General features: G+C 68.1%; 11 protein-coding genes. 9 read left to right on the top strand and 2 right to left on the bottom strand.

What is annotated here, in order from left to right:
* The 8 genes from ACYQ1K_RS05225 to ACYQ1K_RS05190 all read left to right on the top strand — a co-directional run bounded on the left by ACYQ1K_RS05225 (position 1) and on the right by ACYQ1K_RS05190 (position 8,930).
* Positions 1-1,554, top strand: coding sequence for an acyl-CoA synthetase (locus ACYQ1K_RS05225; RefSeq protein ID WP_459981749.1), 1,554 nt, complete (start codon positions 1-3; stop codon positions 1,552-1,554).
* Entirely contained in the window at positions 1,551-1,904 is a 354-nt protein-coding gene (locus tag ACYQ1K_RS05220; RefSeq protein ID WP_459981748.1) for a hypothetical protein, read from the top strand. Before ACYQ1K_RS05225 ends, ACYQ1K_RS05220 begins: the two co-directional genes overlap by 4 nt.
* 186 nt (positions 1,905-2,090) lie before the next feature.
* Entirely contained in the window at positions 2,091-2,783 is a 693-nt protein-coding gene (locus ACYQ1K_RS05215) for a 2-keto-4-pentenoate hydratase (RefSeq protein WP_459981747.1), read from the top strand.
* Positions 2,783-3,730, top strand: a complete 948-nt coding sequence (locus ACYQ1K_RS05210) for an acetaldehyde dehydrogenase (acetylating) (protein ID WP_459981746.1) — start codon at positions 2,783-2,785, stop codon at positions 3,728-3,730. Before ACYQ1K_RS05215 ends, ACYQ1K_RS05210 begins: the two co-directional genes overlap by 1 nt.
* Positions 3,727-4,749, top strand: coding sequence for a 4-hydroxy-2-oxovalerate aldolase (dmpG, locus tag ACYQ1K_RS05205; RefSeq protein ID WP_459981745.1), 1,023 nt, complete (start codon positions 3,727-3,729; stop codon positions 4,747-4,749). The genes ACYQ1K_RS05210 and dmpG overlap by 4 nt, the downstream gene beginning before the upstream one ends.
* 346 nt (positions 4,750-5,095) lie before the next feature.
* Positions 5,096-6,601, top strand: coding sequence for a purine-cytosine permease family protein (locus ACYQ1K_RS05200; protein WP_459981744.1), 1,506 nt, complete (start codon positions 5,096-5,098; stop codon positions 6,599-6,601).
* On the top strand, positions 6,598-7,485 hold the full coding sequence (locus ACYQ1K_RS05195; protein ID WP_459981743.1) for an alpha/beta fold hydrolase: 888 nt from the start codon (positions 6,598-6,600) through the stop codon (positions 7,483-7,485). The genes ACYQ1K_RS05200 and ACYQ1K_RS05195 overlap by 4 nt, the downstream gene beginning before the upstream one ends.
* Positions 7,482-8,930, top strand: coding sequence for an aromatic amino acid lyase (locus ACYQ1K_RS05190; protein ID WP_459981742.1), 1,449 nt, complete (start codon positions 7,482-7,484; stop codon positions 8,928-8,930). The genes ACYQ1K_RS05195 and ACYQ1K_RS05190 overlap by 4 nt, the downstream gene beginning before the upstream one ends.
* Positions 8,931-10,340: 1,410 nt before the next feature.
* Here ACYQ1K_RS05190 and mobF read toward each other — a convergent pair.
* The gene (gene mobF, locus ACYQ1K_RS05185; RefSeq protein ID WP_459981741.1) at positions 10,341-13,976 is read right to left on the bottom strand and encodes a MobF family relaxase; all 3,636 of its coding nucleotides are present in this window, start codon (positions 13,974-13,976) and stop codon (positions 10,341-10,343) included.
* A 289-nt stretch (positions 13,977-14,265) separates the two neighbouring features.
* On the opposite strand from mobF, the gene ACYQ1K_RS05180 reads away from it, so the two are divergent.
* Positions 14,266-14,451, top strand: a complete 186-nt coding sequence (locus ACYQ1K_RS05180; protein ID WP_344043143.1) for a helix-turn-helix domain-containing protein — start codon at positions 14,266-14,268, stop codon at positions 14,449-14,451.
* Positions 14,452-14,477: 26 nt separating this feature from the next.
* Here ACYQ1K_RS05180 and ACYQ1K_RS05175 read toward each other — a convergent pair whose 3' ends face one another.
* The gene (locus ACYQ1K_RS05175; protein WP_344043145.1) at positions 14,478-15,692 is read right to left on the bottom strand and encodes a tyrosine-type recombinase/integrase; all 1,215 of its coding nucleotides are present in this window, start codon (positions 15,690-15,692) and stop codon (positions 14,478-14,480) included.
* Positions 15,693-15,749 lie beyond the last annotated feature (57 nt).

Below are 15,749 nucleotides of genomic sequence, written 5' to 3'. Positions count from 1 at the left end.
ATGACTGTCGACATCAACCCGGCCTCCGCAGTCGCTCGCAATGCCATGAGCTTTGGAGACACGCTGGCCATCCGCTACGCCGGGGGCGACCTCACCTATCGCGAACTCGACGACCGAGCGGCACGCGTTGCGACCGTGCTGGCCGGCGGCGGCATCGCCGACGGGGACCGAGTGGCCTACCTAGGGCTGAACTCCAGCAGTTTCCTCGTGACCATGCTGGCCTGCTTCCGGATTGGAGCGATCTTCGTCCCGATCAACTTCCGCCTCGCTGGTCCCGAGCTCGAAGAGGTGCTCTCCAAGTCGGGCGCGACCTGCGCGATCGTCGAAGAGGGCCACCGCAGCGCGCTTGAGGCAGCCCGCCCCGGCACGAAGCTTGAGCGATTCCTCCTCGTCGACGACGACTCGGCGTGCCCGGCCGCCGATCACGCCCCTGGCTGGGAACGCTGGGGGTCGCTGATCCAGAAGGCGACCCCAGCGCGCGACCTCGCGCCCAAGGGCTTCGAAGACCTCGGCATCTTGATGTTCACGAGCGGAACCACCGGACTTCCGAAGGGAGTTATGCTCACGCACGGCAACGTCTGGTGGAACTCCATAAACGTGGACTCGCGCCTCGACACTCGCCGGGGCGACGTGACGCACGCTGCGGCGCCGATGTTCCACATTGGGGCTCTCAACAGCTTCGTGGTACGCGCGCTGGTTCGGGGTGGCACCGTCATCGTGCGGCGCGCCTTCGACCCATCCCAGTTCGTCTCGGACGTCAGCGAGTTCCATGTCAACAGCACTTTCGCCGTGCCGGCCATGCTCGCAGCGCTTCCCCGGCTGCAGGGCTTCTTCGATGCCGACCTCTCAAGCTTGCGGACCATCGTGGTCGCCGGCGCCCCCGTGCCGCCGTCGCTGATCAAGCAGTTCGCCGACCACAACATCATCCTTCAACAAGCGTGGGGGCTGACTGAGACGGCGCCGTTCGCGACCCACCTTCCTGCCGAGCGCACGCTCGACAAGCTGGGGTCAGCCGGTATCCCCATGCCCTACACCGAGGTCCGCGTCGTCGATCCTGACAGCGGTGAGCCGACAGCGTCCGGCGTGGCCGGCGAGGTCATCGTGCGAGGACCCAACGTCACCCCCGGCTACTGGCAGAACCCTGAAGCGACCGCCCTGGCATTCGACGAAGACGGCTGGTTCCACTCCGGCGACATCGGCTACTTCGACGACGACGGCTACCTCTACATCGTCGACCGCCTCAAGGACATGATCATCTCCGGCGGCGAGAACGTGTACCCCGCTGAGGTCGAGCGGGCGCTCTCCGACCTCGACGGTGTCACCGACGTGGCCGTGATCGGCATCCCCGACCCAGAATGGGGAGAGACGGTCGTCGCCGTGGTGTCCCTGGCTGCCGGGCACCACATCACGATCGACGACGTGCGGGACCACGCCACCACCCGCATCGCCCGATACAAGCTCCCGCGCCAACTCCAGATCGTGCAGGCGGTACCGCGCAACGCGTCGGGGAAGGTCGACAAGCAGTCCGTACGTGCACTGGTGGAGGGCCCGTGATCCGGCTTCAAGCCTGTCTGACTGGTCGGCTTGGCGCCGCATACCCGGCCGCTGAACATGACGTCGAGCTCCAGGTCAGCGGCGTAGCTTTCAACGATCTCGCCGCAGTGCTGAGTCAGGAGTCTGACAAGGTGCTCGCCGCGGACCCAAGGTGTCGCAAGGTAGTCTTTGCCGCTCCTGCGGGCGACCTTCGGGCGGTCGCCGCCGCCGAGGTCGCAGGGTTCCGATTCGTCGTTGACGTGGACATCGCCGATGGGCCAGCCGGCATCACACAGCTTTCCTTGATGGTGCGCGAACCAGAGTGGGTCACCACTGTCGACATGGACCTCGATCACGTCCCGGAGAGCTGAAACCTCCGGACGTGTCGCCCTGCGGAACGGTCGCGTGCTCCCTGCAGCCGTTCCGGTGAGGCTGAGGCCATGACGGCAATTCCTGAGTATTCGACGGTGGTCGACCGCGCTGCCGAGCGACTGTCGGCGGCAGCGGCAACAGGCCAGCCGTGCGCTCCGGTGCGAGACTTGATCGGAGGCGATGACGTGCACGCTGCATACGCCGTCCAGCGGCTGAACGTCCAGGCACGCCTGGACTCGGGGGTGAGTGTGGTCGGGCGCAAGATCGGCCTGACCTCCCCCGCCGTCCAGCAGCAGCTCGGCGTCGACCAGCCCGACTTCGGGGTGCTGTTCGACGACATGGCGTTCTCCGACGGCGACGCGATCCCGTTCAGCGCGGTGCTACAGCCGCGCGTGGAGGCCGAGGTCGCGTTCGTGCTGAAGGAGGACCTCGCCGAGGGCGACCTCGACGCCGACCAGGTGCGTTCTGCGATCGACTACGCGGTCGCCGCGATCGAGGTCTGCGGCAGCCGCGTCGCAGGCTGGGACATCAGCTTCGGCGACACCGTCGCCGACAACGCCTCTGCGGGCGTCTACGTGCTCGGCAACGACCGCCGCACCCTTGAAGAGGTGAGCCCCGCCGACGTCACGATGTCGATGTCGATCGACGGCACAGAGGTCTCGTCTGGCAACGGCGCCGCGTGCCTCGGTGACCCCCTCAATGCCGTCGCCTGGCTCGCGCGCACCGCCCGGGAGCTCGGCGATCCACTCCGTGCCGGTCAGGTCATCCTGTCGGGCGCCCTCGGTCCGATGCGCCCGGTCACTGCGGGTGCTGACGTGACCGTCTCCATCTCAGGGCTGGGGACCGTTTCAGCCACCTTTCCTTCTGAGGAGAACTGATGAGCAAGACCAAGGTCGCCATCATTGGATCGGGCAACATCGGCACCGACCTGATGATCAAGGTGATGCGCAGCAGTGAGCGCCTCGAGATGGGAGCGATGGTCGGGATCGACCCGGCCTCAGACGGTCTGGCTCGGGCCGCTCGGTTCGGATACGCGACGACCCACGAAGGTGTAGCCGGGCTCATGGCCCTGCCGGACTTCGACGACATCGACATCGTCTTCGACGCCACCTCGGCCAAGGCACACATCGCCAATGCACAGAAGCTAGCGCCGCTGGGCAAGCGGCTCATCGACCTGACCCCGGCCGCGATCGGCCCGTACGTGATCCCGGCGGTCAACCTCGAGGAGCACCTCGACGCCCCCAACGTGAACATGGTGACCTGTGGCGGCCAGGCGACGATCCCGATCGTCGCCGCGATCAGCCGGGTCGTGCCGGTGCCCTACGCGGAGATTGTGGCGTCGATCGCCTCGAAGTCGGCCGGTCCGGGGACGCGGGCGAACATCGACGAGTTCACCGAGACCACTTCGGCCGCCATCGTCGGTGTCGGCGGCGCCCAGCGTGGCAAGGCGATCATCATCCTCAACCCCGCCGAACCGCCGTTGATCATGCGCGACACGGTGCTCGCGCTGGTGAACGCTCCGGACCCCTCGACCCTCGAGCAAATCACCGCGAGCATCGACAAGATGGTCAGCGACGTCGCCGCCTATGTGCCCGGCTACCGGCTCAAGCAGCAAGTCCAAATCACCGAAATCCCCGACGACCAGCCGGTCGAGACGCTGGTTGAGCCCGGGGCGAGCCGCCCGACGCACCAGGTCTCGGTCTTCCTCGAGGTCGAGGGCGCAGCGCACTACCTTCCGGCCTACGCCGGCAACCTCGACATCATGACCTCGGCCGCCCTGCAGATGGCCGAGCGCATCGCCGCCGCGAAGGAGGAGGCCCAGTGAGCACCCCGATCTTCGTCCAGGACGTCACGCTGCGCGACGGCATGCACGCCGTCCGCCACCGGATCAGGCCTGAAGACGTCAAGCGCATCGTCGTCGCGCTCGACGAAGCCGGCGTTGACGCGATCGAGGTCGCGCACGGCGACGGGCTGGCGGGCGGGTCGCTCAACTACGGGCCCGGCTCCCACACCGACTGGCAGTGGATCGAGGCGGCGGCCTCCGTTCTCAAGCAGGCGCGGCTCACCACGCTCCTCCTGCCCGGGGTCGGGACGATCCACGAACTGCAGCGGGCCTGGGACCTTGGTGTGCGCTCGGTGCGTGTCGCGACACACTGCACCGAGGCCGACGTCTCCGCGCAGCACATCGCGACGGCGCGCGAGATCGGCATGGACGTTTCGGGCTTCCTCATGCTCTCCCACATGGCGCCGCCCGAGGAGCTGGCGCGGCAGGCCAAGCTGATGGAGTCCTACGGTGCGCACTGCGTCTATGTCACCGACTCCGGGGGCCGGTTGACGATGAACGACGTGGCGGCGCGTGTGCGGGCCTACCGCGACGTGCTCGACCCGGCGACCGAGATCGGCATCCACGCCCACGAGAACCTCTCGCTGTCGGTGGCTAACTCTGTCGTCGCGGTGGAGAACGGCGTCCGGCGCGTCGACGCCTCCCTGGCCGGTCACGGCGCCGGGGCGGGCAACTGTCCGATTGAGGCTTTCGTCGCAGTCGCCGACCTCGTCGACTTCAAGCACGGATGCGACTTGTTCCGGCTTCAGGACGCCGCCGACGACATCATCCGCCCGCTGCAGGACCGGCCGGTTCGCGTCGACCGGGAGACGCTGACCCTCGGGTACGCCGGGGTCTACTCATCCTTCCTGCGGCATGCGGAGAACGCCGCTGCACGTTACGACGTCGACGTCCGCGACATCTTGATGGAATGCGGACGGCGCCGCCTGGTCGGTGGTCAGGAGGACATGATCATCGACATCGCACTCACCCTTGCTGCAGACCCGAACTGCACTGTCTGACTGAGGAACGGATGCCTGCCAGTGCCCTCAGCACAGAAAGGCGACGCACGGGAGACGGGCGACCGGCGGGCACGGCCAACTGGCCGTGCCCGCCGGCGTTCTCGCCGAGACGAACGATGCAATCGGCGGTTGGCCGGACCGGATGTCCGACGCTCACGCCGGGCAGGGTTCGTGTTGCCGAGTGCGAGAATCGTAGGTCGGCGTGCCCGGGCCCGGAACCGTGCCGTACTGCGGAACGCGCGTGTGACGCACGTCATCTGCAGCGTGATGCTTCGTGTGGGACGACAACTCGGGGCAGCCCCGCCCATCGGCAGAACCTCGGAACGAGGAAGAAGGAGCACGACCCATGTCCGAAGTTGGTCAGGCGGCACCAACCGCTGAATCCAAGGGAATCATCGAAAAGCGGGCCATCGAGTACATCCCCCTGAAGGAGCGCCACGGCAAGCCCTGGCATGTGACCCCGGTCTGGATCGCCTGTTCGGCGAACCTGACCGGCTTGGCCATCGGAACGCTGGGTGTCTTCAGCGGCCTCAACCTCATGTGGTCGCTGATCGCGATCACCGTCGGCGGGCTGTTCGGCACCTTCTTCGCGGCGTTCCACGCCTCACAAGGACCGCAGCTCGGCATCCCGCAGATGATCCAGTCACGACCTCAGTACGGCTACCTCGGTGCCGTGCTGATCTACGTGATCGCGATCGTTGCCTACCTGGGCATCAACATCTTCGCGATCATCCTCATGGGTCAGGCCTTCTCCGTACTCGTCGACGTCAACACCAACACCAGCATGATCGTGACGACACTGATCGCCGTAGCCCTCGCCGTTGGCGGCTACGAGGTCGTCCACAAGGTCTCGCGGTGGACGACGGTGGCCTTCGTCGCTGCACTGGTCATCATCGCGGTCGCTGCACCGTTCGTCGTGGACCTTCCTGCCGGAAGTGGGAACCTCGCCAACTTCAACATGGCCGCCTTCATGGTCCAGGCAAGTGCCATGGCGGTCGCCACACTCGCGTGGGCGCCATACGTGTCCGACTACACGCGCTACCTGCCGCACCTGAGCACCAAGGCGTCCTTCTTCGGCACCTACCTCGGCATGGCCATCACAGCAATCGTCGTTGCCGGCATCGCGGCCGTCATCACCGCCGGCCTCCCTACCCTCGACCTCGTCACCGCAGTCACGACGGTCGGCGACGACGTCTTCAACGGGCTCGGTAACATCGTTCTGGCGGTCACACTGCTGGGCACCATGATCCTGGTCTGCATGAACACCTACGGCGGCTCGCTCACTCTGATGAGCGTCGCCGACTCCTTCCGGCCGACCACGCCCCACCCCGCGGTGCGCCCGATCATCGCCGCGGCGTTCGGTGGTATCTCTCTCTTCATCGCCTTCCAGGCATCGGGGAGCTTCATCACGAACTTCAGCAACTTTCTGACGATCCTCTTCTACGCGCTGGCGCCGTGGACGGCCACGAACCTCGTCGACTTCTTCTTCGTGCGACGTGGCCAGTACTCGATCCGCGAGATCTTCAACCCGCACGGCCTGTACGGGAGCTGGAACTGGCGCGGCTACACCGCCTACGTCGTATCTCTGGTGTGCATGATCCCCTTCGCCGTCACGGCCTGGTGGTGGGGCCCGATCGGCGAGAAGCTCGGATACGACATCGCCGCCTTCATCGGGATGGCCGTCTCTGCCGCCCTCTACTACGTGCTCGCCCGATCCATCGATCTGGGCGAGGAGCGCCAGAAGATCGCGGTCGCCGATGCCAACCTCGAGGACTGGGCAGCGTCACTGACACGGCAGCCTAGCGATGACAACCTGCTCATCACTTCGGGCCCGGAGGCCGCCGGACAGTGACAAACATCCAGCTCGCGCAGCTTCACACGACCTACGCCCAGGTCGGAGAAGGCCCTCCCGTCGTCTGGATCGCCGGGGGAGGAGGCCACGGTTCAGACTGGGAGGCCGACTATGCCGCCGCCTTCGCCGACTCCTACCGGTCGACCACCTTCGAGAACAGAGGCACCGTTGGGACACGGTGCGACGTGCCGTTGCCGTGGACCGTCGCGGACATGGCGGCCGACACCGCGGAGCTCATCGAGGCGGTCTGCGACGCGCCAGCCGTGATTGTCGGTCACTCCCTCGGCGCGCTGATCATGCTGCAGCTGGCTGCTCAGCGTCCCGACCTGGTGGAGCTAGGGATCTCACTGGCTGGCGCGGCGCGGGGTGACCAAGGCTGGATCGGCGACTACATGCGCGCGGAAATCGCCCTCCGACGGGATGGCAAGAGGCTCGAGCCGGCATTCTCGGCCACCCACTACGCCGCGATGATGTACCCGGCCAAAGCGCTCCAGGATCGTGAGCTGTGGGCGGCGTTGCGCGAGGCGTTCGAGTCTGAGGAGGCGGTCGAGAACAACGAGGCCACGATCGAGTCGCAGTGGGAGCCCTGCCTGACCTTCAACTTGGCCGACCGACTGCCTGACGTCACGGTCCCGCTCGAAGTCGTCTGCTTCTCCGAGGACGTATGTGCCCCGCCGGCATACAGCGCCGAGCTCGCCGCGCTTGCTCCGAACGCCCGTTACCACGAACTGCCCGGGATGGGCCACGGATCTCTGTATGGCCACCGACCTCTAGAGGTCTCGCAGTTCGTTCGATCGCTGGTCGACGAGCACTTCGACCGGACGCCGGCGACACCACCATCCCAACCGCCAGCCGGCGCCGGCCCCGGCAGGCACCGATCATGAACAGGAGTGGACTCATCCAGACCATCGACAGCAGTTCCGACCTCACCCTCGCGCTCATGGCACGCGTCGGAATTGACGGCGAACAGCTCCGACTCGGCAAGACCGGCATCGCAAGAATCACCCAACGGCGCAAGGAGTTCTTGGCTTTCGTCGAAGGCAACCTCGACCGTCACCTGTACGGCATCACGACCCGTCATCACATCGGGGCCAAGACCGTCCTGGAGGCAGCCGACCGAGATGAGTACGCGTCCCGCTTGCCGACGATCCCCGCCACCGTCGGCGACCAGCTACCCGAGCGCGTGACCAGAATGATCGTTATCGCGAGGCTGGCTGACGTTCTCAACGGCACCGCCTGCCTTCGGCCAGAGACGGCGTCCAGGATTGTCGAGATGCTTGACTCGGAGCTTCCGCCCGTGCCGGCACGTGGACACGGAGAGCCCGGCGACATCATCGCGCTCAGCCACTTGTTCCGTGCCGAGTTCGAGGGCACTCTCGAGCTCGGCGAGGGCATGGCTCTGGTCAACGGCTCGCCCGTCGCAGCGGCCGTGCTGTGCGACACCGCGCTAGCCGGGCGCCGCCGGCTCAGTAGGGTCGGCTACACCCTCGCCCTCGCCGCGCTTGCCACCGGAGCTCCCGCCGCGCACTACAGCAAGCACCTTGAGGAGGCGTGGAACGACCGGCATCAGACGGCGGCTCTCATGCGGTTGCGCGTGCTGCTCGACGGCCGCGACGACCAGCAGCGGGCCTACCAAGCACCGGTGTCGTTCAGGAGCGCACCTCGACTGTTCGGATGGGCCATCCGGTGTCAGGAGATGATTGAGGACTGCGCGAGCGTTGCCCTGTCGGCGTCGTCAAACAACCCGATCTTCGTCGGCCCCGATGCTGAGCCGCCTCTCGGTGAGATCGTGTCGAACGGGGGCTACCACAACGCTCTCGCGTCGCCGTCGATCGATGCGGCGGCCCGGTCGTGGGCAGACCTGTGCCAGATCGTCACCGCCCAGGTCAACCAGCTCGTCGAGGACCCCAACGGCCTGACGGCACTGGAGCCCGAGCCTCAGATCAACCTCTTCTACATGACGTCTGCGGGGTGGGCGGAAGAGGCGCGAGCTGCGGCAACTGCGACCCTTACCAGCATCGCCGCAACTGGCCAGACCGACACCGGGACCCTTGACGTGTTGGCCTGGCGGAAGGCTCAGGAGGCGGGGGAGGCACTGGACCAGAACCTCACGCTGCTCTCGATCGTGGCGGCGCATACGCTCGCGCGCCAGGGTCGCACGCCGTCGCCGGCGCTGGCAACCTTCCACGACGGCATCCTTGAGCGCTTCCCGGTTGGCGCCGCGCCGGTGGAGTACGGGGCGCATATCGAGGCTGTGAGCGATCTTCTCCGTACAGATCTTCTCGAACCACACGCTGACGTCCATGCGACGCGGGACAGGGCCAACTGAACCGCTCGAAGATCCAGGGCGAGACCGTTGAAGAACAGCGAAGTCGCCTGGAGGCGATAGTTATAGATAGCAAAGCCCGAGTAGCCCATCCGATCGTGGTCTGGCCAGGGCGCTCTTCGTCTCCTGCTCGCGATGAGGACGTGTGGGTCTCGAGGTCGGTTCAGTGATCACGTCCGACCTCTTGCCCGAGGTCCGACCGTTGTAGGACGACTTCTATCTATCCCGTGCGGGCATCGAGGCCCCGGACAGAGAATCGATGGCGGCACAGGCAGCAGCCGATTTTCGCGCGATGCACCCCGAGATCGGCGAGGAAGCAAGGCGGCACCTGCTTGGGCTTTCCCCTTCGACTTCCATTGAGAGGATCGCGGTTTTCAAGCGGACTTCGACTTCGCCGACCTTCCACTGCCGCCTCTCGATGCCGTGCCGCTGCCGACGTATGACGGGCTCGCGTCCCGTGCTTGTGTCGCGCCGGGGATCGAACGGGTCGAGGCGGTGGGCGATCGCTGCCGGCTCTCCTGGCGGGAACAAACCGATCCGGTGCAAGTCGCCTACCAGGTGGCGTGTACGGGCGACAGCATGGCCGCGTTGTTCACCGCCGGTCGGATCAACGTTTGGCAGCGAGCCCTACCTTCAACGACGCTGCGGACCCGCGCCGTGGTCGAACCGGCCGAGGACATGGCGTTGCCACCGGCGAAGTTGCCCGCCCGGAGGAGAGGTCCGGGGTGGCAACACCCGACTGGCACGCTTCCTGCGGAAACCGCATGACCAAGGAGACCCACCTACCCCGATGGCGCCCAGCGAATGCTCGTCTCGGACCTTGCCTTTGCCGTGTTGGACGTGGCCGAGACTGGGACTTGCGTTGCCGTCGATGCCCGACGAGAGGAACCGATCTCAGAATATCTACGCATCCCGTCCGATTGCGGGCCGCTGTTCGAGCAGGAAACGGGCGATCTTTGTAGGTGATGTCCGCGGACGCATTGTCGTGCTCGATACGGGTCGCCAGCAGCTGGTCTCCAACGCTGACGTTGCTGGACTCGGCCCGCATGGGGTGATGGCGGGTGGCGTCGGATCTGGCGGCACGCAGTCTCCTCGGGGTCGCCTGATCGGACCGTGCGGTCCGCAAACAGTCCGCAAGAAGTCCGTTCGAGCCCGACGAGCTCCAACGCGACCGACGATGTCCGTCGAAGCGTCTGCGCAGGTCAGTGAGGACGTTCGCACGGGCTCGACGATGACCGGCGACGACCGGAATGCCGTCGCCAACTTCCCCTGGAACAACTAGCGAGCAGTGCCACTTCTCAACGGCGCGTCGGCGGCGGAGCGACCTTCCGGCGAGCGCTTCGGCAGATCCTCAAGCGGCGCCCGTCGAGGTCTCGACCCGGACGTATCGAACCGAGCTCAAGGACGCCGACTTCAAATCCCAAGTTCAGGTCGCGACGCACGGCGGCTCGGCACCGGGCGCGGCTCGACGGGTTTAGTCGCCTTTCGCACAACGCGAGCAGCGCGGCGGATCTCAGCGCGCAGGCGGTAGTCGAGTGCAGCGCTGGTGTGCTCCTCGGGCAGCGGCCCGCGAGCGAGGGCTCTCCGCAGGAGTCGGCCGACATCGTGGCCCCTTCGCTGGAGGCTGTCGAGAGTCACCGCCAGGTCGGTGGTGGACTCGTCGGGCCGCCCGATGAAGGCGATGACCCGGGTCTCCCAGGCGCGGACGGCATCGGTGCGCCGTTCTCCGACCTGCCGGGCCAGATCCCGTCCGTGGCGGCCCGCCGGTGTGGTGCTGTCGCCAAGCTCACCCAAGAGGCGGACATCGTCGTCGGCGACGCCGCCGGCCGCCCTCCACACCGCGAGGTCGGCCCGCAGTCGAGGAGTGAGGATGTCGTGATTCCGAGCAGCCCAGACCGGTTCCGCCTCCGCGGAGGCCTCGGCGACCCGCCTCGCCAGTTCGGAGACACGACATGCACGCGCCTCGAGGTAGTCCAACCACTGCGGTTGCTCGACAACGCTGGGTGGGATACCCGGCAGCCACGGCAGCGGCCCGGCTCCCGCCGCCGCATCGACCTCGTCGTCTGCGGAAGGCCCACAGCACCGTCGAGCGGCCAGCCTGACGGCGTCGTCATACCGTGTCACCGCGTCGTGGAGAAGCGCCTCCGGCCGTCGGGCATCGGCGGCCACCGTCGAGGCGGAGATCGCTTCACCGTCGCGGGCCAGCACCCGCCGCAACGCCTCGGCAGCCGTCAGCTGCTCGACCACCCCTGGCAGGACGAACTGATCAGGCTCTCCGGCCGCCTCGGCGTCGCTGATGAGGTGGAGGTGGTTCTCGGCCCGGCCCCGCGTCAGCATGGTGTAGAGCAGCGGGCGGTCCTCGGTGCCCGTCACAAGTCCGTGCACGACGTCGCTGGTCACGCCCTGTGCGGTGTGCACGGTCGAGGCGTATCCGAGCTCGACATGCCGGAGGACGTAGTCGGCCGGTAGGGACGTCGAGAGGCCACTGGTCAGGTGCCGCACGGCGAGAGAGCCACCGACGACGCCGGTGACCTGCCAGCGGTCGCCGTTCTTCACCCAGTCGGTCCCGCCCAGGCTGAGCCGCCGATCGTTGCGCCGAGTGATCACGACATCGCCGAGGCTGGCCCGATTGCCGTCGGCCAAGCCGACCTCGTTCGTTGCCGGGATGCCCGCACACCGATCGGTCCGCGCTCGCGCGTTGAGGTCGGCGACCAGACCTCGGGTCGGAGCCAGCATGAGGCAGTCCCGTCCTGCGGCGCGCTCGAGTCGCCACGCGTCGAAGACCCCGCTCACGCTGCTCTCGACATCGCCCACGTGGATCCGGCCGTTGTCCAGGTAGAACCCGATCGCGGACAAGTCCCCGTCGCGCAGCGCCATTGTCGCCTCGGCCTCGACAGGGTCGTCGAACCGCACCGCCTCATCGAGCCGTACGGCGCCGTGCTGCCGGGCGATGTCGCGCAGGACGCCGCCCGCTCCGATGGCGGCGAGCTGGCGGTCATCGCCGATCAGGCGCACGGCGGCGCCGCACCCGAGTGCGTGACTGATGACGTGGTCCAGCGTCGGGGTGTCGGCCATGCCCGCTTCGTCGACCATGACCAGGGTCCCGGCGACGATCGCCGAGGTGAGCGCCGAGGGTGAGCCGCAGGCCAGATCGTGGGTGAGCTTGGCGAGGGTCTCGCAGCGCATCCCTGTCGCCTCGGCCAGCGCTGCCGCTGCCGCAGCCGAGGGAGCCAGACCGACGACCTCTCGTCCGGACTGGCGCCAGGCCTCGCAGAGGACGCGCATCGCCGTCGTCTTGCCGGTCCCGGCCGGAGCCAGCGCCACCTCGACCTGCCGGCCGCTGGTCGCCAGCCGGTGCACCAGCTGGACCTGGCCCGGGTTGAGGCGGGTGCCTTCGACGGCCGCCTCCAGCATCGCGAGGTCAACGTCGTCCGCCGTCAATGCGACTCCTCCGTCGCGGCCGGCCGCCTCGATGGTGCGGTGCTCGGCGTCGAGGATCCGCCGGCTGGAGTAGTGCTCGTGACCGCTATGGCGATACACGCTGGTCCCGTCCGAGCGGCACAGGGCGACCGGCTCCGCGAGCGGGTCCAGCTCAGGTGTGAGATCGACCATCCACCGGGACGCCTCGCCGACCACCTGCTCGACAACGCTGCCCACGAGTGCAGCGGGGACCGCGACATCGCGGATCTGCCGCTGGGCCTCGGCGATGATGTGCCAGCGCTGCCAGGTGGCGCGGCGAGCCTCGAGCTCGTCGATCACACGTCGCGCCGTCTGCTCGACCCACGCGGCGGTTGGCGCGGGCTGCTCGGCTGCCACCGGCTCGAACGCGTCGCGAACCATCGCCGAGAGCGCTTCGGGTGAGCCGAGCACGCCGTTCGCCTCGCGCTGCCACGTGGCGCGCTGCTCGGCCTCCGACCGCGGTGGGTGCTTGGCCTGCCGGGTCTCCAGGTTCGCCTGCTGTGCCAGCGCGACCGACTCCACCGTGGTCGGTGGCCGCCCGTGGGCGCGGGTGAACTCCGCCGCCAGGCTCCGCTGGCGCGTCACGATGTCCTCGCGCCGTCGTGACCATGCCGCGCACAGGTCAGGGGAGACGCCGACGATCTCGCGCACGGGCCGCTTGTCAGCCGAGGCGCCGGGTCGCTCGGCGAACCGCACACCGAGCCGTTGGACCAGGTGCCGCTCCAGCATGGTGTTGTAGGTCTCCGAGGCGGCGACCGCGTACTGGTGCAGCACCCGGCCGTAGATCGCGAGCCACCGGCCATCGCGCGTCTGGACCTTGTTCGCGACCGCGACGTGGGTGTGCAGGTCCGGATCCCCGGCTCGGGAGTCGCGGTGCGTGAATGCGGTCGCGATCAGCCCTCGCGTCTCGACCTGTCGGGCGCCGTTGCGGCCCTCGCGGGTGAACAGTGCCCGGTCCTCGATGAAGGCCAGCGCGTCCGCCACGGCGGCGTGGTGGGCCTGTTCGATCGCTGCGGCCACCGCGGGCGGGGCGACCGCCCACAGCGCGGAGACCGACTTCACCGGGCTGAAGGTCAGGTCGAACCCGGCGACCGCGGTCTGCTGGGGGCGGGAGTAGCGGGCAACGGCTCCCGCCAGCTCGCGCACGCTGACCGGCTCGCGGCCGCGCTCCGCCACGAATCGCTCGCGGGCGAGCTCGGTACGGATCCGAGCCACCTCGACCAGGGGCGCGGCTGCCTTCGCCGGCCGGCCGACCGTGCGGTTGAGCGCCTCGACACGACGGGCCACCTCGACGTTGAAGCCGTCGACGCCGTCATGTTCGAAGACGCGGTAGGCCGCCCCGAGTGCCGTGCCGGTGACCGGATGGCAACCGGTGCCGAACAGGTTGCCCATCTGCTCGGCCGAGACCAGGTCGCCGGGCTCGACCCCGGCCAGGCCGGCCACGCCCGACCCGATCCACCGGCCAGGCGACTCGCCCTTGGCTGCGTAGTAGTCGCCGAGCCGGGTGCGCCCGAGCTCGTTGTCGTCCGCGGCGACCTGCCGAGTCAGGTACTCATACCCGGTTCCGGCCGACAGCTTCCGCAGTGTCATCACATCCCCTCAGGGCCCACCGGGACGGCGGGTGGCCACGCCCGGTCGGGCGATGGAAGAGGTGTGTGGTGAAGGAAGTAGGGGGTGGGGAGGCGACGGGACGGCGCGGTGGAGGGTGGGGTGGTGAGAGGGGGGCGCGGGTCGAGGGAGCGGAATGTGCGCGGAGGGGACCCGGGGGTGAGGTCGGGTGGAGGACCGGGGGTACGGACCCGCGGCGGTGGCCACTCGTCGCCGGCCGAGGCCCTGAGGGGGTGGCGGCGCATGGCCGCTACTTCTCCAGGAGGCTCGGATGACGGTCGCTGTCACACCCCGGGTGGTCTCGCTCGCGCAGGCCGCCACCATGTTGTCGGTATCGACGCGCACCGTTCGGCGCTACGTCGACAGCGGGCATCTGGAAGCCATCAGGATCGGCACCAAGACCCTGCGGATCCGGGTCGAGTCGCTGCAGCGGATGCTCGACGGCACCCAGGCGTAGCCGGCGACGACAGCAGGCGCGACCTGTCAGTCGGTCCCTGGTTCGTCGGCTGTTTGGTCCGCGGTTCCCTGCGGAGCCAGCGACTCCAGGATCTGGGCGGTCAGCGGGTTCACTCGCTCGTTCGGCTCGATGTAGTGCAGCTTCGTGATCCGCGAGGACGTGTGGCCGAGCATCTCCGCGGCGAGGTCGGCGCCGCTGGCCCGGTCGATCACCGTGGCGACGGTGCGCCGGAAGGAGTGCGGCGTGACGCCGGTGATGCCGGCCTCGGCCAGGATCGCCCGCAGCCGGCGCCGTACGTTGGCCGTGGTCAACGGCGTGTGGTTGCGGCTGTGGAAGATGAGGTGCTCCGGATCCTCATCGGCCAGCGCCGCCAGTCGCAGCCGCAGCACCTGCGCGGTGAAGCTGGGAACGGCCACCGTCCGGCTCGACCTCGAGGTCTTGGGATGGTCCTGCCGATAGGTCGCCATTCCCTTCGGCGAGACCACCGTGCCGCAGATCCGCACCGTCGCGGGCGTGCTGGTGACATCGACGTCGCACTTGCGGATGGCCAGTGCCTCCCCGATCCGCGCCGACGTGCCGAGCATCACCTCGATGATCGCCTCCAACTGCCCGTCCGGCTTCGGCCCAACGAGTCCACCGCTGCGCCGCCAGCCGCGCGCCGCGCGGCGGATCGCCTCGACCTGCGCCGCAGTGAGCGACGTGGCGGCGGTGGGCGGCTTGCGCAGTCGGGTCGTGCCGGCAACCGGGTTGCGCGCGATCGCCTCCCACCGCAGCGCCAGTCCCAGACACAGGCTGAGGACCAGCTTCGCGTGCTTGGCCCGCGAGTAGCTGAGCGTGGCCTGGGCCTTGAGGAAGCGGTCGACCTTGCTGATCGAGATCTCGCGCAGCGTGTAGTGCTCGAAGGCGGGCAGCACGATCGTGGCCAGGTCGCGCTCGTACAGCTGCCGGGTGCTCGTGGAGAGGTGCCCCTCGGCGTCGAGCTCGGCCAGCCAGATCTCCGCGAGCTTGGGGAAGGGTGTGTCGGGGGTCAGCTCTCCGGTGCCGCGCAGCTGCTCGGGCCGCTCAAGCAGCTTCGACTTGAGCGTGGTCTCGGCCTTGCGCCGGCTGGTGCCGGTCGCGGTGACCTGCCGCAGCTGCCCGTCGTCGTCGCGGAAGCGCACGCGTGCCCGCACCTGCCCGCTGGGCATGGTCTGGAACGAGATGTCGCCGAAGGTCCCGATCGGCGTACGTGGCCTGCTCAACGCCCCACCTCCACGTCCCGAAAGGGCGTGATCAGCCGACGAGTGGCCACGGGCGTC

Source organism: Nocardioides sp. AN3 (assembly GCF_054653495.1).
The sequence above is the reverse complement of the archived record's forward strand: the minus strand, read 5'-3'. Positions and strand labels throughout refer to the sequence as shown.